Source organism: Curtobacterium sp. MCLR17_040 (genome assembly GCF_003234735.1).
Lineage (GTDB): Bacteria > Actinomycetota > Actinomycetes > Actinomycetales > Microbacteriaceae > Curtobacterium > Curtobacterium flaccumfaciens.
In genome coordinates, this window is record NZ_QKTE01000008.1 from 140,586 (window position 1) to 162,204 (window position 21,619).

Sequence of the window (21,619 nt, forward strand, 5' to 3'; positions counted from 1 at the left end):
CGACCAGCTGGTCGCACTCGGACGGTCGGTCGGTGCAGCCCAGGCGTACGGCCGCGCACCGTGTCTTTGTCGCTCCCCGATGGTGACCCATCCAACGCCAGTCGCGACCTGACGATCGTACCGAGCCACCGCACCCTGTGTCACCCTGGATGCATGACGCTGCTCTCGCCCGACGTGGACGAACGGACCACCACGGACGAACGGACCAGTGCGCGGGCGGACACCCCGTGGGTCACGGTGGTGTGGGACGACCCGGTGAACCTGATGTCGTACGTCACCTACGTCTTCCAGCGGCACTTCGGGTTCTCACGCGAGCAGGCCGAGCGGCTCATGCACCAGGTGAACGACGACGGCCGGGCGATCGTGGCGACGGGCCCGCGTGAGTCGATGGAGGCCCACGTGCAGTCCATGCACGGCTACGGGCTGCAGGCGACCGTCGACAAGGCCCCCGAAGCGTGATCCCGTTCGTCCGCCGCACCGACGGCGTCCACCTCGGCCTGTCCTCCGGCGAGCGCGACCTGCTCGCCTCGCTCACCGAGCAGCTGCAGCAGGTGCTCGGCGGCGACCTGTCCACTGACCCGATCAGCGAACGGATGTTCCCGGATGCTTATCCTGGCGACGACGAGGCGAGCGCGGAGTTCCGGAAGTACACGCAGTCCGACCTGCTCACGCAGAAGACGACGAACGCCTCGATCGTGCACGACTGGCTGACGGGCACCCGCGACGGTTCGCTCGACGCCGAGGACGAGCAGGCGTGGCTCCGCACCCTCACCGACCTGCGGCTGACGATCGCCGACCGGCTGGGCATCGAGGACGCCGACGACGAGGAGCGCTCGGTCGAGGCCGACGCGGGCGTCGGCCTGCGCGACGTCTACGACTGGCTCGGCTACGTGCAGGAACACCTGGTCGTCACGCTCACGTCGCGCTGACGGCCCACGGCCTGGAGGCTCGGATCACCTCCGGTGCGGCGGGTCACCCCAGCAGGTCGTCGCGGTGGGCTCGCGCCCAGTCGGCCAGGCTCCGGGGTGCGGTGCCGGTGATGCGCAGGACGTCGTCGCTCATCACGTCGACGCCGTCGAGGCCGCGGCGGACGACCCGGCCGAACTGCTGCCGGAGCCCCTCGGCCTGCCACGCGGGCACGCCGCTCAGGCGCAGCACACCGGCGTAGACCCGGCTCGGCAGGTGCAGGGCGCGCACGGGTCGGCCGAGCCCGGTGGCGAGCGCGGCGGCGACACCCCGCGCGTCGAGCAGATCCGGCCCGGTGAGCACCGGTTCGGTGCCGTCGTGGCCGTCCTCCGTCAGCACCCGGGCGGCGGTCCGGGCGATGTCCTCGGTGTCGATCCAGCCGATCGCCCCGCGGCCCGTGGTGTGCGGGAACCACCCCCGTCGGATCGCCGGGGCCGAGGGCTGCACGTTCGTCATGAACGACGAGGGGTGCAGGATCGTCCACGCCAGCCCGCTCTCGCGCACCAGCCGGTCGATGTGCCAGGCGGCGCTCGCCCACGACATCGGGGAGTGCTCGGCGGCGTCCCCGCCCGACAGCTGCACGATCCGGCCGATCCCTGCACGCTGCGCCGCACGGACCCCGGTGGTGCCCTGCTCGCGCTGCCGCTGGCTGACCGGCGTCACGAGGAAGAACCGGTCGACCCCGTCGAGCGCCGCGGTGAGCGCGTCCTCGTCGTCCAGGTCGGCCAGACGGCCGTCGATGCCCCGCGCCTGGAGCGCGTCGACCTGTTCGGGCCGTCGGACCACGGCACGCACCGTCACCCCGGCCGCCCGCAGCAGCTCCGCAGTCTTGCCCCCGACGTCCCCGGTCACGCCGGTGACCGCCACGATCTCGCCCATGTCTGCTCCTCGTTCCGCTGACCCGTTCTGGTATCAGTTTCCTGATACCAGAACGTACGCCGGTACGATCGCCCCGTGCCCCAGGAACTCCCAGCCCCGCGCGACGACGTCGACGGCATCGTGGCGTGGACGGTGATCCGGGCCGCACGGAGGCTCTCCCGCCGGCTCGCAGCCGAGCTGGCGCCGCTCGGGTTGACGCCCGTGGAGTTCGGGGCGCTCATCCAGCTCGCGACAGCGGGCGAGCTCAGCCAGGCCGACCTGGCGCGGGCGGTCGGCGTCCGACCGCAGAGCATGACGACGCTCGTCGGGGGGCTCTCGACGCGGGGACTCGTGGAGCGGGGCGCCGCACCGGGCCGGGGACGGGCCTCCCGGATGCGGCTGACCGACCAGGGCGAGGCGCTGCTGGCACGCGCCCACCCGATCGTCCGGGCGAGCAACGCGTGGTTCGGCGACGGTGCGGAAGCGATCTCGGCGACCCTGCTTCCGCTGCTCGAGCCGGACGCGGGCGACGACGGGTCCGCCGTTCCCTGAGCGATATCAGAAGGTAAACTTGCAAGGTGGGCTGGTGACGGACTAGCCTCCGGGGCGTGACCGACGCACCGGAGACCGACCCGACCGACCTGGCCGACGCCGTGCTGACGATGCACGGACGCCTGCGGCGGTCGTTGCTGGCCTCGAAGTCGGACGACGTCACGGCGTCGCAGACCGCCGCCCTCGGACGCCTGCTGCGGCACGGGCCGGCCACCATCGCCGACCTGGCGCGAGCCGAGGGTGTCCGACCGCAGTCGATGGGCGCGACCGTCCAGGCCCTCGTCGACCTCGGCCTGGCCGAGCGGCAGGCCGACCCGACGGACGGCCGACGGGCGATCGTCAGCGCGACGGCGGCCGGTCGGGACGCCCGCCAGACCGCCTGGGCCGCGCGGAACCACGAGCTCGCCGAGCGGCTCGCGACCCTGCCCGAGGCGGACCGCCGCGTCGTCGCGCGGGCGATGGACCTGCTCGGGCCGATCGTCGATCCCTGACCCGCACCCCTCGCCCAGTCCTGCAACCGGAAGAAGCGCTCTCACGTCCACCACCACGACCCCCGACACGACCACGGGCAACGGCTTCGGCCCGAAGCTCCTCATCCCGGTGCTCGTCGGGCCCCTGCTCAACCCGATCAACACCACGATGGTGTCCGTCGCCCTCACCCCGATCTCCCGCGACCTGGGCATCGGTGCGGCGCAGGCGATCTGGCTCGTCGCGGCCCTGTACCTGGCGAGTGCGATCGCGCAGCCCACGATGGGCAAGCTCGCCGACCGGTTCGGCCCGAAGAAGGTGTTCCTGACCGGGCTCGTCATCGTCGGGATCGCCGGGGTGGTGCCCGAGGTCCTGACCGGGTTCGGCGGCGCCGTGTTCGCCCGGGTGCTCATCGGCATCGGGACGTCGTCGGCGTACCCGGCGGCACTCACCACCCTCCGGCAGCACTCCGCCCGGATCGGGAAGCCGACGCCGCCGCTCGTGCTCGGGGCGCTGTCGATCACGTCGCTCGTGTCCGCCGCCGCCGGCCCACCGCTCGGCGGGGCGCTCATCGCCGCGTTCGGCTGGCACGCGATCTTCCTGGTGAACGTGCCGCTCGCGGTGTTCGGCATCGTCGTGGCGACGCTCTGGCTGCCGTCCGACCGGCTGCGTCCACGAGACGACGCCGAGCTGCCGGTGCTGCAGGCGCTCGACCCGCTCGGCATGGTGCTGATGACCGGGACCGTCTCGGCGCTGCTCGTCTTCCTGCTCGACCTGTCCGCCGGGCTGTGGTGGCTGCTCGCGGTGGCCGTCGTGCTGCTCGTCGCCCTGGTGGCGTGGGAGCTGCGGGCCGTGCGACCGTTCGTCGACGTGCGGCTGCTCGCCCGGAACGGCGCATTGTCGCGCACGTACGGCCGCCTGTTCCTGACGTACCTGCTCGCCTACACGATGACCTACGGGTTCTCGCAGTGGGTGCAGGACGTCGCGGGCTACCCGAGCGACGTCGCCGGGTACATCCAGCTGCCGGCCGCGATCGTCGCCGGGGTGGCCTCGTTCGTGGTCGCACGCAAGACCGCGATCCGCGGGCCGCTCGTCGTCGCCGCACTGGTGCCGATCGTCGGCGGTGTGCTCCTGCTCTTCCTGCACACCGGGTCGCCCGTCGTCCTGCTCGCCCTGACCCCGGCGCTGTTCGGGGTGCCGCAGGCCCTGGCGTCGGTGTCGAACCAGGCGGCGCTGTACCGGCTCGTCCCCGCGGAGTACATCGGCACCGCGGCCGGACTGTCGCGCACCGCGGTGTACATCGGGGCGATCGCGGCGTCCTCGCTCATCGGTGGCGTGTTCGGCCAGGCCCCGACGACGCCGGACCTGCACGTGCTGGCGTGGGTGATCCTCGGCGTCGCGGTGCTCCTGACCGTGCTGACCCTGGCCGACCGTCGCCTGCGGGACACCGACGCCCGCGCCGCCGCCGCTGCGCCCGCGCCGGCATCCACGCCCGCGCCCGCACCCGCAACCGCACCCGCACCCGACGCCGAGTGAGCAGAAGATGACGGGTCGCACCCCCGCACCCGACGTCTTCTGCTCACTCGGCGGCCTCCGGACGTCCTGGAGCACCTCGCCACCCGCGGACCGGTAGCGTCGCGGGCATGGCGAACGGCGGCGGGTTCAGCAGCGACACCAAGGCAGGCGCGATCTGGAACGTGGTGATCTGCGGCATCCTCTGCATCGGCATCCCGATCGCGGCGATCGTCAACGCCGACCGGGGCTCCGCGTACGTCGGCATCGGCATCGCGGCGACGGTCCTGGCCTTGTGCATGGAGGTCTACTTCGTCCGTCGTCTGCTCGCGCGCCGGCGCTGACGCCGGGCGCGCCACCGCCGCTGCGCCCGCCGCCTGACGCTTCGTGAGCACAAATGGTCGAGTCGCCGCGGCGCGCTCGACCATTCCTGCTCACAAAGCACGTCCCCCGCGGCCGGTACCCTGATCCGGTGACCGACCCGACCCCCACGCACTGGACCCTGACGCTCGTCTGCGACGACCAGCCCGGGATCGTGCACGCCGTCTCCGGAGCGATCGTCGCCGCCCAGGGCAACATCACCGAGTCGCAGCAGTTCTCCAGCGCCGACACGAACACGTTCTTCATGCGCCTGCAGGTGATGGCGCCGGTGGACCGCGCCGCCTTCGAGGCCGCACTCGCCCCCGTCGCCGCCCGCTACGACGCCCGCGTCCAGCTCGACGTCGTCGGTCGTCCGCTGCGCACCCTCGTGCTCGTGTCGAAGGCGGGCCACTGCCTGAACGACCTGCTCTACCGGCAGCGCGGCGGACAGCTGCCGATCGAGGTCCCCCTCGTGCTGTCGAACCACGCGGACCTGTCCGAGCTCGCCGCGTTCTACTCCGTGCCGTTCGAACACCGCCCGGTCACCGACGCCGAGTCGAAGGAGCAGATGGAGCGGCGCGTGCTGCAGGCGGTGGAGGAGGACGACATCGAGCTCGTCGTCCTCGCCCGCTACATGCAGATCCTGTCGCCCGAACTCTGCGCCGCACTCGAGGGGCGTGCCGTGAACATCCACCACTCGTTCCTGCCCGGCTTCAAGGGCGCGAACCCGTACCGGCAGGCGCATGCCCGCGGGGTGAAGCTCATCGGTGCGACCGCGCACTTCGTGACGAGCGACCTCGACGAGGGCCCGATCATCGAGCAGAACGTCGTCCGCGTCGACCACACCAAGGAACCGGCCGAGCTGGTGTCCATCGGGCAGGACGAGGAGTCCCGCACGCTCACCCAGGCGGTGCGCTGGATCGCGGAGGACCGCGTCCTGCTCGACGGCGCCCGCACCATCATCTTCAAGTAGGCAGCACCATGACCAACGCCCCGCAGTCCCCCGTCGACTGGGAATCGGTCCCCGACCCGGCAGCCGTCCGGCAGCCGCGTCGGCGGTTCGAGGCCTGGATGATCCTGCGGATCGCCGTGATGGTGTTCGGCCTGCTGTCCCTGGCCTTCTGGGGCTACTGGTCGTGGCAGCTCCCGCTCCCCGGCTACCTGTTCATGGTCGGGGCTCCCCTGTTCGCCGCGGTCGTCTGGTACTTCTTCCGGTCGCCGCGCTCCCCGATCGAGACCGACATCGTCGGCAAGACCATCGTCGAGGTCGCCCTGGTCGTCGCCGCAGGCGCGACCTGGATCTCCATCGGCCACCCGGTCGTCGGCATCGTCTTCATCGTGATCGCCGCCCTGAGCGGCGTGATCGCGTTCCGCAAGGAGACCGCATGAGCACCACGGGCCTCCAGACCGGCCAGGAGGCCCAGCGCACGCTGGTCCGCGCAGCCCGCGTCGTCGACGCGGCCGGCACCACGGCCGACGGCTGGGTCCTGGTCGTCGGCGACACGATCCACGCGACCGGCTCCGGCCCCGAGGCCCCCGCGGCCGACCGGGTCATCGACCTGGGCGACGCGGTCCTGACGTCCGGCTTCGTGGACCTGCACGGACACGGTGGGGCGACCGAGGCGTACGAGGACGACTCGTTCGACCGTTCGCTCGCGATGCACCGTTCGCACGGCACGACCCGCTCCGTCCTGTCGCTCGTCGCGAACCCGGTCCCCGCGCTCGCGGCGTCGCTGGCCCACGTCCGCGCCGTGATGGCGACCGACCCGCTCGTGCTCGGCGTGCACCTGGAGGGGCCGTTCCTGTCCCCGCACAACAAGGGCGCCCACAACGAGTCGTTCCTGATCGAGCCGACCCCCGCCGCGGTCGACGCCCTGCTCGAAGCGGGCGAGGGCGTCATCCGCCAGGTCACGATCGCGCCCGAGCTGCCCGGAGCGCTCGACGCCGTCCGCCACTTCGTCGACGCCGGCGTCGCGGTCGCCGTCGGCCACACAGTCGGCACGTACGACCAGGCGCGGGCAGCCTTCGACGCCGGGGCGACGATCCTGACCCACGCCTGCAACGCGATGCCCGGGCTGCACCACCGCGCTCCGGGGCCGATCGGCGCCGCCGTGTCGGACGACCGTGTGACGCTCGAGCTCATCCTGGACGCCGTGCACGTGCACCCGGTCGTGGCGGACACGCTCTTCCGGGCGACGCCGGGTCGGGTGGCGCTGATCACCGATGCGATGGGTGCCGCCGGCGCTGCGGACGGCTCGTACCGGCTCGGGTCGCTCGACGTCACGGTGACCGACGGCGTCGCACACGTGGCGGGGACGGAGACCATCGCGGGGTCGACGCTGACGCAGGACGTGGCGCTCCGCAACGCGGTCTCGCTCGCCGGGCGGACCCTGCCCGAGGCCGTGGCGGCGCTGACGAGCGTGCCGGCCGGCGCGCTGGGGCTCGGCGACCGTCTGGGTCGGCTGGCGCCGGGGTTCGCCGCCGACATGGTGGCGCTGACGCCGTCGCTCGAGGTCGAGCGCGTCTGGGGCGGCGGGCGCGAGCTGCGCTGAGCACGCACGGCTCGCTCGGACACGTCACGGTAGGTCGGTCGGGCGGGGGTTGAGGGGCTCACCGAACCGTGGGGCCCGGCCCGGGACGCAGTGCCCGTAGATGGACACGTCCGCATGGGACTCGTACGCCTGGAACAGGACGGCGAAACCGTCCCCTGCCGTCCCACCGAGGTAGCCGTTCGGGTAGCTGACGACGGTGCGCTCGGGCGTCAGCGTGTCGTCGTGCTGCACGCGGGCTCCGTCGTACCCGATCGCAGCGAGCGCCTTCGTGACGCGCTGGGCGACCTGGTCGGGCGTGCCCGGGAGCGGGAGCCTGCGTGCGGCCGAGTACGAGTACTGGGCGGCTTCCTGGTCGCCGGTGCCGCAGATGAACCACGCGGGTTCGTCGTCGCCCCAGCCGTCCTGCCCGACGACCGAGCGCACGGCGGCGAAGATGTCCAGGACGTCCTGGTGCGACTGTTCGACGTTCATCGACGTGTCCTTCTGCATCGGGGAGTCCGGGGCGGGGCCGGTGCACCCGGTCAGGAGTGCGGTGACCACCAGGGCTCCGGCGAGTGCCGCCCACGACCGTTCAGAGCGTCGGGTCACCGGTGCCCCCGGTCTGCCAGCCGTACATGAGCCAGTCGTCCTTGGTCTGCTGCCGCATCCGGTCGAAGGGGCGGCCTCGCTCCGGGATCTCGTCCCCGTGTCCCATCGCCGCTCGTGCAGCGTTGTGCTGGGCGGTGGTCCCGTTGTCGAAGTACGAGTACCGGCCGTCGTCGTCATCGCCGTCGTAAGGCCCGTGGCGGGTGACGCCGTGCAGGGTGTCCGACCCACGGCCCTCGGTCTCGGAGCTGAACGCGTGCGCGTCCCACGTGGACTCGGTCGGGTCACGCCGACCGGACAGGTTCTGCCCGGTGACGGCCCAGCCGTCCTTCGCGCCCTGGCTGGCGAAGACCTGCCCCTCGGGCACGTGCAGCATGGACGCGTTCGGTACGGCGTCCGTCACACCGGCCGAGCCGAGCAGCACCACGTGGTCGGCGTGGGTCTCCGTCAGGGCGATGGTCGCCACGGTCGTCCCGTAGGAGTGCCCCATGACGGTCAGGTCGGCGTCCCGCCCGGCGGCCGCTCGTGCCGCGTGGAACCCGTCGAGGTCGGCGACGAGTCGCTCGGCGCCCGCTCGCGCGCGGTCGTTCGCCAGGACGGACCGGAACGACGGGTCGTCGGCCATCGGCGGGTGGTAGCCGATCCAGGACAGGACGGCCACGTCGCCCGCGCGGGCACCGGACACCCGAACCTGCGCAGCACGCATGCCGATGGCGATCGCTCCGTAGTCCTGCACCGTGCCGTCCTGGTACGTCGCGGTGTTCATGCCCGGCACGATGACGCTGACGTGCGTGGCACGGTCGAGGTCACCCGCGACGATCTGCGCGAGCGGGGGACGGTCGTCGACGAGTGCCACCAGCGAGACCGGTGTCGTGGCGAGGGTGTCCTGGATGTTCCGGTAGGCGTCGCGCTGCCGTTCCCAGACGAGCAGCTGCTCCCGTGCCGTCGCCGCTTCGGCCGGGTTCCGGGCGGCGTCGTGCCGCCCGCGCCAGTGGCGGACCTGCTTGCGGGCGTGTGCGAGCCGGTCAGCCAACACCGTCGTGTTCGCCCGCGCCCGCGCCCAGGAGGCGACACCGTTCAGGTTGCCGATGACCGCCGGCATCGCCGCGACGAACGCCCGCTGGACCGCGGACGGCACACCGTCGACGCCCGACATCGCCTGCCACCACCCGGCCACGTGCGCAGGGTCGAGTCCGGCGAGCCGCTTGGCGACCCGTGCGTCGTCACCGAGCGCGGCGACGGTCTCCGGGTCGAGGGTGCCGAGCCAGGTGAGGAACTGCCCGTCGCTCATCGCGGACACGACCGTGGCGGAGACCAGCTTGCCGAGCACCGACCGGTCCTCGAGCGCGGAGGACGCCGCTCGGTCGGCTGCGGCTCGGCGGGCGACGAGCTCGTCCCACTGCGCCGTCAGCCGAGCGTCCAGCGCTGCCAACCACTCGCCGCTGCGCTCCAGCTGCTGCAGGAGCGCACGGTCCGACTCGACCGCATCCGGTCCGGACGCCACCACGGTGGCATCGCGGATCGCCCGCTGGTTGGCCGCGATGTCGTCCGCGGTGTTCCGCCGGGTCGTCTGCAGGCTCGCGGCGTCGTCCTGGATCTCCCGCACCTGGCGTGCGTAGGTGGCGAGTGCGGCCGACGCCGCGTCCAGCCGCGCCGCGACGCGCTGGGCACTCGCCGGCATCGCCGCCGCCGTCACGAGGAACCGCTGTTGCGCCCGCCCCGCCCAGCCGGACGCCGCGTGCTCCGCGGCGACGAGCACGTGCCGGGCGCCGTCACGGACCGCGTCCGAGTGGTCGTCGTGCCGACGGGCGATCCGCTGGATGCCGTCCGGGTCGCCCGCGACCGGGTCCGCGCTCACCGGACCCGCCGGGCGAGGTCGGCATCCGCACGCAGGACCGCTTCGGCGGCGGCGGTCACGTACTCGCGCAGCGTGTCCGCGTCGTCACCGAGGGAGCGGATCATCGCGTCGTGCGCCCTGGCCGACGCGACGAACGCGGACTCGACAGCCCCCGAGCCGAACGCGCCGCCGTCCGAACCGGACAACGGGCGCTCAGAGCGGAGGTCGGTGACCGCCTGCCCCGCCGCTCGTGCGACCGCCTGCATGGTCGGCAGGTCGACCGTCAGATCCCCCATGGTGCCCCCTCGTGTTCCCCGAGGAGGTCAACATATCACCGCTGAAGTACGGCGTGTCAACCGGTGTTCAGCGGTCGATCGGGCGCCCCCGCTCCCCGCTCGCCCAGCCCGTGTCCGCCGTGTCCCCGACCCGCAGGGACAACGTGCCGCCCCGCGTCACGAAGGACGCCGGCACCCAGGACCGCTCGTGCGTCCACCCGTTCAACCGGGCGCCGTGCACGTACGGCTCGGTCCCCGAGGACCGGATGACGATCCGCTCGCCGCTCGAGCGCCGGATGTCGACCGTGCTGAACGTCGGGCTGCCGATGAGCATCTCCGCTCGCCCGGGCGTCTGCGGGAAGAGGCCGATCGAGGCGAAGACGTACCAGGCGCTCATGGTGCCGAGGTCGTCGTTGCCCGGCAGGCCGCCTGGGCCGGTCGAGTAGGCGTCGTCCACGACCTGCCGCACGGTCTCCTGCGTCTTCCAGGGCTTGCCGAGCGCGTTGTACATCCACGGCGTGTGGATGTCGGGCTCGTTCGTCGGGTCGAACTTCGTGGCGTCGCCACCGGTCACCGCGAACGCACCGGTGCTGTCGTGGAAGAAGTCGTCGAGCCGTGCGACCGTGGCGTCGTCACCGCCGAGCGCGCTCGACAGTCCCTGCACGTCCTGCGGCACGAGCCAGGTGTACTGCGCGCTGGTGCCCTGTGCGAACCCGGTGCCGGTCGAGGGCGACCAGTCGGGCGTCCACGAACCGTCGGCCTGCCGCGCGGCCTGGTACCCGACGCCGGCGTTGAAGGTGTTCTTCCAGTAGGACCCACGCTCCGCGAACATCCGGGCGTCGGAGCGCAGCCCGAGGGAACCGGCCCAGTACCCGAGCGCGCTGTCGGAGATCGAGTCCTCGAGGGTCTCGGCCGCACCGCCCCAGCAGGAGCAGTCGTCGTTCGCCGCGTACTGCCGCTCCAGGTACTCGTCGAGTGCGGGCCGCTGCGCCAGGCACTGCCCCGGGCACCCGATGTCGCTCTCGGCGTCCGCGTTCTCGACCGTCGCCTGGCGCTTGAGCGAGGCGTAGGCGGCCCGGACGTCGAAGTTCCGGACGCCCATGGCGTACCAGGTGGCGAGCGTCGCGGCCGAGGGGTCTCCGGTCATCACGTGCGTCGGCGCTCCGAGGTGCAGCCACCGGTCCCACACGCCGCCGTTCTGCTCGGCGAACCGCAGCATCGACTGCGCCATGTCCCCGGCGACGTCCGGCCGCAGCAGCGCCAGCAGCTGGATCTGCGCCCGGTACTGGTCCCACCCGGAGTACGTGCCGTAGACGGCCCGGTGTCCGCGGTCCATCCGGTGCACCCGCAGGTCGGGCCCGAGGTAGCGCCCGTCGCGGTCGTTCAGCGTGTTCGGCTGCATGAGTGCGTGGTAGACCGACGTGTACAGCTGGGTGGTCCGGTCAGCCGTGCCGCCACCGACGCGCAGGCGCGACAGTTCACGGTTCCAGGAGGCCCGTGTGCCGGCCGCCACGCTGGCGACGGTCGAGCGCTTGGTCACCTCACCGTCACGGTTGGCGACCGCTCCGGCCGCGCTCACGTACGAGATGCCGATCTTCGCCTGCACCGTCGCTCCGCGACGCGCATCGAACCCGACCCACGCGCCGGAGCCGCGTCCGGCGCGGTCGGCGCCGGTCAGGTAGCCCTCCCCACCGGAGGAGGACGTGCCTCCAGCCTGGACCGTGCCGTCCTTCCAGGTGCCGGTGCTCGCGAACGCCGTGTCGAAGGTCGCGGTGAAGTAGAGGCGGTAGTAGCTGCGGCGGTCCGGGTTGGTGGCGCCGCCGCCGTTCGCGCGGCGGCTGCAGAAGCCGCCGGTCAGGACGCTGCCGCTGACCGTGCGGGTGCGGGGGTCGACGCGGGTGATCGCGGCCTCGCTGCCGTTGATCGAGTTCGACGTGCGGAAGAGCAGGTTCGCGTCCTTGCCGGCCGGGAACGTGAACGCGCCGACGCCGGCACGGGTGGTCACGGCCAGGTCGGTGCGGACGCCGTTGTCGAGCGTGACGCCGTAGCGGCCGGGGCTGGCGGACTCCTGGTCGTGGGAGTACCCGGCGGCGTAGACGGCGTCCTTCGAGTCGGCGGACGGCGAGGTCGTGACCGGGGTCGTGACCGGCATGATCGGCACGTCACCGGCAGCCCCGGGAGCACACCCGGCACCGTTCAGGTGCGTCAGGCTGAAGCCGCGCAGCCGGTTCACGTCGTACGAGTAGCCGTTCGCGACCGGGGTCGACGTCTGGTCGCCCGCGGTGCCCGTGGGACTCCACTGCATCATGCCGAACGGCGCGGTGGCCCCGGGCCAGGTGTTGCCGTTGTTGCTCGTGCCGATGAAGGGGTCGACGTACCGCGCGGGATCGCTGACGGTGCGCCCGGCCTGCGTCGAGGGCGTGGCCACGGCCGGCGCGGCGACGATCGCCGTGCCCAGCAGTGCGGCGATCGTGGCCACCGCGGCGAGCGGGAGCGGACGGACGAGCGGGCGACGGTGCACGCGAGATCGGTTCACATCGGTGACGCTAGCCCCCTCGGACGGGGGACGCCGCCCGCGTCACCGAGCGCTCTCCCGCTGTTCACGTCGGATTCGGCGACGGGCCCGGCCCCGCCCGGTCAGACGACGGTGCGAGCGGCGACCGCGTCGACGAAGGTGCGGACCCGCTGCCGGAACACCGGGTCGGTGGCGGTCCCGCGGACGGGCACGACGTGCAGCCGCCGGTCACCACGTCGCAGCGCCGGCCCGACGAACACCCCCTCGGCGACGTCCGGCGCGGTGGCCGACCAGAGCGTCGAGCGAGCGCCGTCCTCCGCGGTCCGGGCCATGCTGCGGGCGATCATGCCGCCGAGGCGCTGCGCGAGGGTCTCGGCCTGGTCGTTCATCCCCGTCGCCGCGATGCCAGGGTGTGCGATGACCGAGCGGACGTCCGAGCCGGCCGCGCGGAGCCGCTCACCGAGGTCGAGCGCGAGCGCCGTCGCCGCCGTCTTCGAGTCGGTGTACACGGCGAGCTGCGAGTAGTCGCTCGGATCGTCGACCCCGCCCGGTGCGGGCACGCGGCGGGTGCGCTGCGACAGGTTCGACCCGACGAGGACGACCCGGGGCGACGGTCCGCCGAGCACCGGGAGCATCGCGTCGGCGAGCACGGCCGGCCCGACGACGTTGGTGGCCCAGGTGCGTTCGATGCCCTCGTCGGTCAACCCGAACGCGCCCAGCGTCGCGCCGGCGTTGTTGACGAGGGCGTCCACGACGATGCCGTCCGCCACGAGCTGCCGGGCGAACGCCGTGACCGAGGCGACCGACGCGGTGTCGACGACCCGCGCCTCCAGGCCGACGGGCAGGACGCGAGCCGCCTTGTCGGGGTTGCGCACCGCCGCGATGACGCGTGCTCCGGCGGCTGCGAGTCGGGTCGCGACCACCAGCCCGAGTCCGCCGGTCGCGCCGGTGACCACCACGGTCCGGCCGTGCTGGTCGGGCATCGCGGACGGTTCCCACTCGAAGGTGTCCATGGTCGTCTCCTGCTCACTCGTCGTGTGGAATCGGATGATCCATCCGGAACGGTAGCACAAGCGGATAGAGTGTCCGAATGACGATCGCGATGGCCCGACCCGAAGCGCTGCGCTCCGATGCGCAACGCAACCGGACCGCGCTGCTCGACGTCGCCCGGTCGTTCCTCGAGCGGGGCGAGCAGCCGCTCCTCAACGCCGTTGCACACGAGGCCGGTGTGGGTGTCGGGACCGCCTACCGGCACTTCCCGTCGCAGCAGCACCTGCTCGAGGCGCTCGCGATCGATGCGCTCGAGGACATGCTCGACCTCGTCCGTGTCGCCGTCGCGCTGCCCGACGCGGTGGACGCGCTCCGGGGGGTCGTGACGGCTGCGTTCCGGAGCATGGTCGACGACGCGGCCCTCGGCGACCTCCTGACGAACGGCGGGTTCTCGTGCGCTGACACCGCGGCGCTCGCGGGCGACCTGGTCGAGTCCGTCGACGCGTTGCTCGCACGGGCACGGGCCGAGGGGCTCGTGCGTGCCGATGTCGACGCGGACGACCTGCGACGACTGCTGTGCGGGATGCGGGCAGCCGCCGTGGCGGGTGGCTCCCGGGTGCACGACCCCGAGCGCTACGTCGAGGTGCTGCTGGCGGGCCTCCGCCCGGCCTGACCACCGCCCTCGCGCCCCGCGTGCCTCGCTGTCAGGATGGGCGCATGAGCGTCATGGTGTCCGTCTTCGATGCGTACCGGTCCCGCACGAGCGAGAAGTACACGGCCTACCCGCCGGACGTGCTCCCCATGTTCGTCGCCGAGATGGACAGCATGCTCGCCGAACCGATCCGCGACGCCCTGGTCACCGCGGTGACGAACGGCGACACCGGGTACGTCGGGCACGGACGGGCCCTGCCCGAGGCGTTCGCCGACTTCGCCGAGAGCCGGTGGGCATGGCGGGTCGACCCCGACCTGGTCCGCACCACCACGGACGTGTCGGTCGCGGCGGTCGAGGTGCTGCGCCGGGTCATCGAGCCGGGCGACCAGGTCGTCATCATGCCGCCCGTGTACCCGCCGTTCTGGGAGTACGTGTCCGAGGCCGGCGGCACCGTCACCGAGGTCCCGCTGCTCGCCCCCGCAGGCCCGGCCGACCCCTTCGACACCACGGCCGGCTGGCGGATGGACCTGGACGGTATCGCACAGGCGTTCGCCGACGGAGCCCGCACGGTGCTGCTCTGCAACCCGCACAACCCCCTCGGCCTGGTGCACGACCGCTCGTCGCTCGTCGCACTCGCGAAGCTGGCCGCCGAGTGGGGCGCCGTCGTGGTGTCCGACGAGATCCACGCGCCGCTCGTGCACGCCGACGCGGTGTTCACGCCGTTCCTGGAGTCCTGCCCCGAGGCCGCGTCGCTCGGTGTCGCCCTGACGAGTGCGAGCAAGGCCTGGAACCTCGCCGGCACGAAGTGCGCGATGATGATCGGCGCCTCGGAGCGGGCCCGCGCCTGGTTCGACGGACTGCCGACCGAGGTCGTCGAGCGCACCGGCATCCTCGGCTACACGGCGAGCGTCGCGGCCTTCAGCGAGGGCGGGCCGTGGCTGGCGTCACTGCTCACCGAGCTCGCGGCGAACCGGCGCACCCTGGCCGAGCGGATCGGCGACGTGCTGCCCGGCGCCGAGTACCGGCAGCCGCAGGCGTCGTACCTGGCGTGGCTCGACCTGCGGGCGCTGCCGTGGGGCGACGACCCCGCAGCGGAGCTCGTCGACCGGGCGAAGGTGGCGCTCGGCTCCGGCCCGGCGTTCGGACGGCAGGGCCGGGGCTTCGCGCGGCTGAACTTCGGGTGCTCGGCGGAGACGCTCGACGAGGGACTCAGCCGCCTCGCCGCAGCCGCCAGGGGCTGAACCCGAGCCAGACGCCTACTCGAACCGCTGCCAGGCCGGCTTGTTGGCGTACGTGTAGCGGTAGTAGTCGGCGAGCTGCAGCCCGGCAGCGGCTTCCTCGTCGACGACGACGGTCGCGTGCTCGTGCAGCTGCAGGGCCGAACCGGGCACGAAGGAGCTGAGCGGCCCCTCGATCGCAGCGGCGACAGCGGCCGCCTTCGACGGGCCCTGGGCGACGAGGACGAGCTCGCGGGCCTCGAGGATGGTGCCGAGCCCCTGCGTCATGCAGTGCGTCGGGACCTGCTCGGGCGAGTCGAAGAAGCGCGCGTTCGCGTCACGGGTCGACGGCGCGAGGGTCTTGATGCGGGTACGCGAGGCGAACGACGACGTCGGCTCGTTGAACCCGATGTGGCCGTTGGCCCCGATGCCGAGGATCTGCACGTCGATCCCGCCCGCGGCACGGATCGCGGCGTCGTACTCCTTGGCCGCGAACTCCAGGTCGGCGGCACGGCCGTCCGGCACCCGCACGCGCGAGGCGTCGAAGCCGAGCGGCGCCACGACGTCGCGGGCGATCACGGCCGCGTACGACTCGGGGTGCTCGAGCGGGATGCCGACGTACTCGTCGAGGGCGAACCCACGGGCCTCGGCGAACGAGATCTCGCCCGCCTGCACCCGGCGCTGCAGGTCGGTGTAGATGCCCTGCGGGCTGGATCCGGTGGCGAGACCGATGACGGCGGACGGCTTCTTGGCGACGACGGACGCGATCTTGGCCGCGGCGACGCGACCGACCTCGTCCGGCGTGGGCAGGATGATGATCTCCACACGGCAAGCCTACTGGTCATGACCAGTCTGCGACAGGGGTCGCATGGGTAGCGTGGAGGCATGCCGACCCCCGACTTCGTCCTGTCCCTGCGCGAGAAGATCGGCACGGCACCGCTCTGGCTGTCGGGCGTGAGCGCCATCGTGACCCGCGGCTCCGGCGCCGATCGCGAACTGCTCGTGGTCCGGCGGGCCGACACGGGCGCGTACACCCCGGTCACCGGGATCGTCGACCCGGGCGAGGAACCCGCCGTCGCCGCCGAACGCGAGGTCCTGGAAGAAGCCGACGTCGTCGCCGTCGCCGAACGCCTGGCCTGGGTGCAGGTGCTGCCCGAGATGACCTACCCGAACGGCGACCGGTCGCAGTACCTCGACCTCGTCTTCGCCTGCCGGTACGTCTCCGGGACGCCGAACCCCGCCGACGGCGAGAACACCGAGGCGTTCTGGGCTCGGCTCGACGCCCTGCCCGACATGTCGGAGAACATGCGGGCGCGCGTCGAGGCCGGGCTGGCGGACGAGCGCGAGGCGCGCTTCCAGCGCTGACCCCACCGGTCTGGAGGCGCGGTGCCAGGCCGCCACGGGCCTCCCGTCCGCCGTCGGTCGCGCCCACCCCGCCAAAGCGACAGAAGTCCGCGAAGCATCCGCGCCCATCTGTCGCTTTCGCGACGGTGAGCGCGGTCGCGAGCGCGATCTGTCGCTTTCGCGGGGGGAGCTACGCGAGCGGCGCGACCGCGACCGGTGCGCCGAGCAGGCGCACGGCGACGGGGTCGCCGGTGGCCCGGCGGTCGCCGACCTCGTGCTGGACGGTCACGACGGTGTCGTCGTCCAGGCGGACGGTGGTCCGGCGGATCGAGCCGAGGAAGCTCGAGGTGACGACGGTGCCGGTGATGCCCTCCGGGGCGAAGGCGATGTCCTCCGGCCGGACGTAGGCGAGCACCGGCCCGTCCGGAGCCGAGGAGTCGAGCGCCGGCACCCGGAACCCGTACACGAAGACGTCGCCCCCGCGCAGGTCGCCCTGCAGCCGGTTCGACTGGCCGACGAAGTCCGCCGTGAACGCCGACGACGGGGTGCGGTAGAGCTCCTCGGGCGTGCCGACCTGCTCGATGTCGCCCGCCTGCATCACGGCGATCCGGTCGGAGACGGCGAGCGCCTCCTCTTGGTCGTGCGTCACGAACACGGTGGTGATGCCGAGGTCGCTCTGGATGCGGCGGATCTCGTCGCGCAGCGACACCCGGACCTTCGCGTCGAGGGCCGACAGCGGCTCGTCGAGCAGGAGCACCCGGGGGCGGGTGACCAGGGCACGGGCCAGGGCGACGCGCTGCTGCTGCCCGCCGGAGAGCTGGTGCGGGTACCGCTCGGCGAACTCGCCGAGGCGGACCATGTCGAGGGCCTCGACCACGCGGCTCTTGCGCTCGGCGGCGGGGACCCGGCGCATCTCGAGGCCGAAGGCGACGTTCTGCCGCACCGTCATGTGCGGGAACAGCGAGTACTGCTGGAACACCATGCCGATGTCGCGCTTGTTGACCGGGGTGTCGGCGACGTCCTGGCCGTCGATGCGGATCGAGCCGGCGTCGATGGCCTCGAGGCCCGCGAGCGCGCGGAGGGCCGTCGTCTTGCCGCAACCGGACGGCCCGAGGAGCGAGACGAACTCCCCCGGCTCGACGCGGAGGGACAGTCCCGCGAGTGCACGGTGTGCGCCGTAGTGCTTCTCGACGGCGTGGAGTTCGACGACGGCACCGGTGGTGGCGAGGGACGCCGGGGCTGCCGGAGCGGTGACGGTCATGCGGACTCCTCGAGGCGGGGACGACGGGTGGTGCGGGTGCGGCGGACGCGGCCCGTGCGACGGGTCCCGATGCGGCCGATGAGGACGAGCAGCACGAAGCCGAACGCGAGCGCGGCGACCGAGAAGATCGCGGCGACGTACGGGTCGGTCCCCTGCACGAGCACGAGCCCGGTCTGGAACGTGCTGCGGGAGAGGAACGCGGCGAGGGTGTACTCGCCGAGGACCACGGTGATCGTGAGGAAGCACGCGGCGGTGATGCCCCGGCGCAGGTTCGGCAGGAGCACGCGCCAGGTGACGGTCCACCACGAGGCACCGAGCGACCGGGCCGCCTCGGACAGGACGATCAGGTCCGTCGCGGTGATGGCGGCGGCGATCGGGCGGAACGCGAAGGGCAGCGTGATGATCCCGATCGCGAACGCCAGCGTCCAGGAGCCGGACCCGAAGACCTGCGAGACGACCTGGTACACGGGGATGAACCCGACGACGAGCACCACGACCGGCACGGTGATCGGCACGATGCAGACGAACTCCAGGACGCTCCGGAGCCTGGGGTAGCGGAGCGCGGTGATGATCTGGGCCGGCAGCAGGACGAGCAGCACGATCCCGACGGTGATCACGGCGATGAGCAGCGACGCCCCGAGCCCGTCGAACACCGGCTGGTAGGTGAACGCGTTGGCCGGGTCACCGATCGCCGCCCAGTGCGCGAAGGTGAGCCCGCCGTCGGTGCCCTGCCGGAAGGTGAACTGCAGCAGGGCGACCAGCGGCACGGCGAACAGGAGCCCGATCACGGTGAGCACGATCGCTGCCGCACCACGGGACGGGGCCGTGCCGAAGCGGCGGACGCGGGACGGGCCTCCGAGCCGAACCGGCTGCGCCGGGCGGACCGGGGCCGCCGCGCTCATCGCTGCCACCGTGCGGCACGGCGCTGCAGCAGCGAGTACGCGCCCATCACGACCGCCATCACGACGACCATGCCGAAGGCGAGCACCCCGGCGACGTTCTGCAGGCCGGCGAGCGTCTCGCTGGTGAGCTGCGTGCGGATCGTCAGCGGCACGATGCCGCCCTGCGAGATGAGGGCCGCGGCGGTGGCGAACGACGAGAAGCCGTTCGCGAAGAGCAGCAGGAGCGACCCCCAGAACGCCGGTGCCAGGACCGGCAACGCGATCCGGCGCCAGTACGTCAGGCGCGAGGCGCCGAGGGTCGCGGCGGCCTCACCCCACTGGGCCTTGACGCCCTCGAGTGCGGGCATGAACGTGAGGACCATGAGCGGCACCTGGAAGTAGACGTAGGGGATCACGAGCCCGGGCACCGTGTACAGGAAGGCGCCGTCCGCGTTGAGGTCGACGTGGAAGACCGTGACCAACCACGTCGTGACGAGGCCCTGCACGCCGATCGTGGCGATGAACGCGAACGCGAGCATGACGCCGCCGAACTGGGCGAGGACGCTCGCCGCTGAGTCGATCATCGACCGGACCAGTCCGTCCGGCCGCAGTGCCGAGAGCGCCCAGCAGACGACCGCGCCGAGCACGGCACCGATGACCGCGGAGGCGGCGGACAGGCCGAACGACCCGCCGAACGCCCGCAGCACGGACGGGTCGGCGAAGGCCGCGAGGTTCGCGAACGTGAACGCTCCGGAGCTGTCGAAGAAACCGCTGCCGATCGCGATCACGGCGGGGACCGCGAGGAACAGCAGGACGTAGGCGGCGAAGGGGGTCAGCCCCAGCCAGGCGAGGCCGACGCGGCGCCGGACACGGGGTCCGGCACCGCGTCGGACGGCATCGGCGGACGCGCGTGCGGACGTCGGGCGCACGGGGCTCGTCGCGCTCGTCGCCGGTGCGGCGTCGGTCGCGGCTGTGCCGCTCGCCGCGGGCGCGTCTGCCGATGCGGTGGTCATGCTGCTCAGGACCCCATCGTCGAGGACCACTTGGCCTTGAGCACCTTGGCGGCGTCGGCGACCTGCGCGTCGGTCAGCTCGACGTAGTCCTTCGGTGCGCCACCGGCGGCGTCGAGGGCGTCCTGGTCGACCTTGCCCGACTTCGTCAGCGCGGCGAGGGTGGACGGGAAGGCGCCGGCCTGCAGGTACAGGTTCTGGACCTCGGGGCTGGCGATGTACTCCTCCCACAGGCGGGCGGCCGCGGGGTGCGGGGCGTCCTTGTTGATGGCCTGCGAGTAGTACGAGCCGAGCGCCTGCCCCTTCGGGACGACGGTCTTCCAGTCCTTGTTGCCACTCGCGCCCGCCGCAGAGCCCCAGGCCAGGTTGTTGTACGACCACTGGACGACGACCGGGGTCTCACCCGAGGCGACGGTGGCCTGCGTCGGCAGCACGTTCTGGAAGTTGCCGGCCTGCTTGAGCTTGCCGAAGAAGTCGACGCCCTTGGTGATGTCGTCGGCCGAGCCGCCGTTCTCCAGCGCCGCCAGGTACACCGCGGACGCGGCCTGGTTCGCCTGCGTCGGGTCGCCGCCGATCGAGACCTTGCCCTTGTACTCGGAGCCGAGCAGGTCCGTCATGTCCTTCGGGGCGTCGGAGATCTTCGACGAGTCGTACCCGATCGACATCAGGCCGGTGTAGTCGCGCGTCCAGGCGCCGTCCTCGTCCTTCAGGTTCGTGGGGATGTCGTCCCAGTTCGCGACCTTGTAGTCGGCGAACAGGTCGAGGTTCTCCTGCAGCACGGCGTTCCCGAGGTCGAGCACGTCGGGGGCGGTGGACTGGCCCTTCTGCGACTTGACCGCGGCGACCTCGTCGGCGCTCGAGCCGTTCGGGTTCGCGGAGTTGATCTTGATGCCGTACTTCTTGGTGAAGCCGTCGATGATCTTGCCGTAGTTGGCCCACGTCGGCGGGAGCGTGATGACGTTGAGCTGGCCCTCGGCCTTGGCGGCCTTGACCAGGGCGTCCATGCCGCCGGCGGACTCGGCGCTGGTGGTGGTCTTCCAGTCGGCGTCGCCCTTGCTCGTGCTGGCGGAGCTCGTCGAGGAGCATCCGGCGAGGGTGACGACTGCGGCGGCGGCCAGGGCGATGCCGGCCAGGGTGCGCTTGTGCTGCACGGGTGGGCCTTTCGGGTGGGGGAAGGTGCTGCGGGGACCGGGTGTCCGGGTTCTGCTCGATCGTGGACGCGGCCGGTTTCCGGCCCGTGCTCCGGTGGTGAACGACGGCGGAACAGCGGGTGCGGCTGTACGCTTTGCTCGTTCTGGGCGCAGGGTCGCGCCCAGACCAGGCCTGGAGGCACGGATGCGGTTCACGACGACGGTCCTGCAAGCGCGGAAGACGGCGACCGGACTCCCCGTCCCGGAGTCCGTCATCGAGGCGCTCGGATCCGGCAAGCGCCCCGCGGTGGTCGTCACGATCAACCGGGGCTACACCTACCGCTCCACCGTCGGGGTCATGGACGGGCAGTTCCTGGTGCCGCTGTCGGCCGCACACCGTGAGGCCGCCGGGATCGCAGCCGGGGACACCGTCGAGGTCTCGCTCGAGGTCGACACCCTGCCCCGGACCGTCGATCTGCCGGAGGACCTGGCCGCCGCGCTGCAGGAGGCCGGCGTTCGTGCGGCGTTCGACACCCTGTCGAACTCACGGCAGCGCGCACTCGCCGACCCGGTCACGCAGGCGAAGGCCCCGGAGACCCGGGCCCGGCGGATCGAGAAGGCCGTGGAGTCCCTGCGGGGGTAGGGGTGTGGGGC

24 protein-coding genes and 1 riboswitch are annotated in these 21,619 nt (G+C 72.4%); of the genes, 13 read left to right on the forward strand and 11 right to left on the reverse strand.

Annotated features, from left to right (window positions below; all coding sequences use genetic code 11):
* Positions 1-30: 30 nt before the first annotated feature.
* A riboswitch (ZMP/ZTP riboswitch) is annotated at positions 31-115 on the reverse strand.
* Between the two features lie 38 nt (positions 116-153).
* Positions 154-459: an ATP-dependent Clp protease adapter ClpS gene (clpS, locus tag DEJ01_RS09520; protein ID WP_071404706.1), complete on the forward strand. Its 306-nt coding sequence runs from the start codon at positions 154-156 to the stop codon at positions 457-459.
* Positions 456-929, forward strand: a complete 474-nt coding sequence (locus DEJ01_RS09525; RefSeq protein ID WP_111092805.1) for a DUF2017 family protein — start codon at positions 456-458, stop codon at positions 927-929. Before clpS ends, DEJ01_RS09525 begins: the two co-directional genes overlap by 4 nt.
* A 43-nt stretch (positions 930-972) precedes the next feature.
* Here the strand turns inward: DEJ01_RS09525 and DEJ01_RS09530 are convergent, their stop codons facing one another.
* Complete coding sequence (locus DEJ01_RS09530) at positions 973-1,845, reverse strand: NAD(P)H-binding protein (protein WP_111092806.1); 873 nt, start codon at positions 1,843-1,845, stop codon at positions 973-975.
* A 75-nt stretch (positions 1,846-1,920) separates the two neighbouring features.
* Here DEJ01_RS09530 and DEJ01_RS09535 point away from each other — a divergent pair, with 75 nt between their 5' ends.
* The 7 genes from DEJ01_RS09535 (at position 1,921) to nagA (ending at position 7,268) form a co-directional block, all read left to right on the forward strand.
* Positions 1,921-2,376 carry a MarR family winged helix-turn-helix transcriptional regulator gene (locus tag DEJ01_RS09535; RefSeq protein ID WP_111092807.1) on the forward strand — a complete coding sequence of 152 codons (456 nt, stop codon included), beginning with the start codon at positions 1,921-1,923 and terminating at the stop codon, positions 2,374-2,376.
* Between the two features lie 56 nt (positions 2,377-2,432).
* Positions 2,433-2,867, forward strand: a complete 435-nt coding sequence (locus DEJ01_RS09540; protein WP_071404703.1) for a MarR family winged helix-turn-helix transcriptional regulator — start codon at positions 2,433-2,435, stop codon at positions 2,865-2,867.
* A gap of 109 nt (positions 2,868-2,976) precedes the next feature.
* Positions 2,977-4,380 (forward strand): MFS transporter, encoded by a 1,404-nt coding sequence (locus DEJ01_RS09545; protein WP_111092808.1) that lies wholly within the window; start codon positions 2,977-2,979, stop codon positions 4,378-4,380.
* Positions 4,381-4,487: 107 nt separating this feature from the next.
* On the forward strand, positions 4,488-4,700 hold the full coding sequence (locus DEJ01_RS09550; protein ID WP_111029042.1) for a hypothetical protein: 213 nt from the start codon (positions 4,488-4,490) through the stop codon (positions 4,698-4,700).
* Positions 4,701-4,828: 128 nt separating this feature from the next.
* A complete protein-coding gene (gene purU / locus DEJ01_RS09555) occupies positions 4,829-5,689 on the forward strand; it encodes a formyltetrahydrofolate deformylase (protein ID WP_111092809.1) in 861 nt (286 codons plus the stop codon).
* A gap of 8 nt (positions 5,690-5,697) precedes the next feature.
* Entirely contained in the window at positions 5,698-6,105 is a 408-nt protein-coding gene (locus DEJ01_RS09560) for a YrdB family protein (RefSeq protein ID WP_084740750.1), read from the forward strand.
* Positions 6,102-7,268, forward strand: coding sequence for an N-acetylglucosamine-6-phosphate deacetylase (gene nagA / locus DEJ01_RS09565; protein ID WP_111092810.1), 1,167 nt, complete (start codon positions 6,102-6,104; stop codon positions 7,266-7,268). The genes DEJ01_RS09560 and nagA overlap by 4 nt, the downstream gene beginning before the upstream one ends.
* 24 nt (positions 7,269-7,292) lie before the next feature.
* On the opposite strand, the gene DEJ01_RS09570 is transcribed toward nagA, so the two are convergent.
* The 5 genes from DEJ01_RS09570 to DEJ01_RS09590 all read right to left on the reverse strand — a co-directional run bounded on the left by DEJ01_RS09570 (position 7,293) and on the right by DEJ01_RS09590 (position 13,493).
* Entirely contained in the window at positions 7,293-7,856 is a 564-nt protein-coding gene (locus DEJ01_RS09570) for a hypothetical protein (protein WP_258370510.1), read from the reverse strand.
* Positions 7,840-9,711, reverse strand: a complete 1,872-nt coding sequence (locus DEJ01_RS09575; protein ID WP_111092811.1) for an alpha/beta hydrolase — start codon at positions 9,709-9,711, stop codon at positions 7,840-7,842. Before DEJ01_RS09575 ends, DEJ01_RS09570 begins: the two co-directional genes overlap by 17 nt.
* Positions 9,708-9,986, reverse strand: a complete 279-nt coding sequence (locus DEJ01_RS09580) for a hypothetical protein (RefSeq protein WP_111029039.1) — start codon at positions 9,984-9,986, stop codon at positions 9,708-9,710. The genes DEJ01_RS09575 and DEJ01_RS09580 overlap by 4 nt, the downstream gene beginning before the upstream one ends.
* A 67-nt stretch (positions 9,987-10,053) precedes the next feature.
* Positions 10,054-12,501 carry a GH92 family glycosyl hydrolase gene (locus tag DEJ01_RS09585; protein ID WP_258375673.1) on the reverse strand — a complete coding sequence of 816 codons (2,448 nt, stop codon included), beginning with the start codon at positions 12,499-12,501 and terminating at the stop codon, positions 10,054-10,056.
* A 101-nt stretch (positions 12,502-12,602) separates the two neighbouring features.
* Entirely contained in the window at positions 12,603-13,493 is an 891-nt protein-coding gene (locus DEJ01_RS09590) for an SDR family NAD(P)-dependent oxidoreductase (protein WP_111092813.1), read from the reverse strand.
* 77 nt (positions 13,494-13,570) lie between these two features.
* Here DEJ01_RS09590 and DEJ01_RS09595 point away from each other — a divergent pair, with 77 nt between their 5' ends.
* Both DEJ01_RS09595 and DEJ01_RS09600 read left to right on the forward strand, forming a co-directional pair.
* Entirely contained in the window at positions 13,571-14,143 is a 573-nt protein-coding gene (locus DEJ01_RS09595) for a TetR/AcrR family transcriptional regulator (protein WP_111092814.1), read from the forward strand.
* Positions 14,144-14,187: 44 nt separating this feature from the next.
* Positions 14,188-15,363 carry a MalY/PatB family protein gene (locus DEJ01_RS09600; protein ID WP_111092815.1) on the forward strand — a complete coding sequence of 392 codons (1,176 nt, stop codon included), beginning with the start codon at positions 14,188-14,190 and terminating at the stop codon, positions 15,361-15,363.
* A 15-nt stretch (positions 15,364-15,378) separates the two neighbouring features.
* Here DEJ01_RS09600 and nagB read toward each other — a convergent pair whose 3' ends face one another.
* Positions 15,379-16,164: a glucosamine-6-phosphate deaminase gene (gene nagB / locus DEJ01_RS09605; protein ID WP_110895274.1), complete on the reverse strand. Its 786-nt coding sequence runs from the start codon at positions 16,162-16,164 to the stop codon at positions 15,379-15,381.
* A 60-nt stretch (positions 16,165-16,224) separates the two neighbouring features.
* Between nagB and DEJ01_RS09610 the strand changes: the two genes are divergently transcribed.
* The gene (locus tag DEJ01_RS09610) at positions 16,225-16,704 is read left to right on the forward strand and encodes an NUDIX domain-containing protein (RefSeq protein WP_017888122.1); all 480 of its coding nucleotides are present in this window, start codon (positions 16,225-16,227) and stop codon (positions 16,702-16,704) included.
* A 169-nt stretch (positions 16,705-16,873) separates the two neighbouring features.
* Here the strand turns inward: DEJ01_RS09610 and DEJ01_RS09615 are convergent, their stop codons facing one another.
* Genes DEJ01_RS09615 through DEJ01_RS09630 form a run of 4 tightly spaced genes read right to left on the reverse strand, consistent with a single transcriptional unit; the run spans position 16,874 to position 20,986 of the window.
* Entirely contained in the window at positions 16,874-17,944 is a 1,071-nt protein-coding gene (locus DEJ01_RS09615) for an ABC transporter ATP-binding protein (RefSeq protein WP_111054111.1), read from the reverse strand.
* The gene (locus tag DEJ01_RS09620; protein ID WP_181438404.1) at positions 17,941-18,846 is read right to left on the reverse strand and encodes an ABC transporter permease; all 906 of its coding nucleotides are present in this window, start codon (positions 18,844-18,846) and stop codon (positions 17,941-17,943) included. The genes DEJ01_RS09615 and DEJ01_RS09620 overlap by 4 nt, the downstream gene beginning before the upstream one ends.
* Entirely contained in the window at positions 18,843-19,838 is a 996-nt protein-coding gene (locus DEJ01_RS09625) for an ABC transporter permease subunit (protein ID WP_258375674.1), read from the reverse strand. Before DEJ01_RS09625 ends, DEJ01_RS09620 begins: the two co-directional genes overlap by 4 nt.
* 5 nt (positions 19,839-19,843) lie before the next feature.
* A complete protein-coding gene (locus DEJ01_RS09630) occupies positions 19,844-20,986 on the reverse strand; it encodes an ABC transporter substrate-binding protein (protein ID WP_111092817.1) in 1,143 nt (380 codons plus the stop codon).
* A 184-nt stretch (positions 20,987-21,170) separates the two neighbouring features.
* Here DEJ01_RS09630 and DEJ01_RS09635 point away from each other — a divergent pair, with 184 nt between their 5' ends.
* Entirely contained in the window at positions 21,171-21,608 is a 438-nt protein-coding gene (locus DEJ01_RS09635) for a YdeI/OmpD-associated family protein (protein ID WP_111092818.1), read from the forward strand.
* Positions 21,609-21,619: the final 11 nt, after the last annotated feature.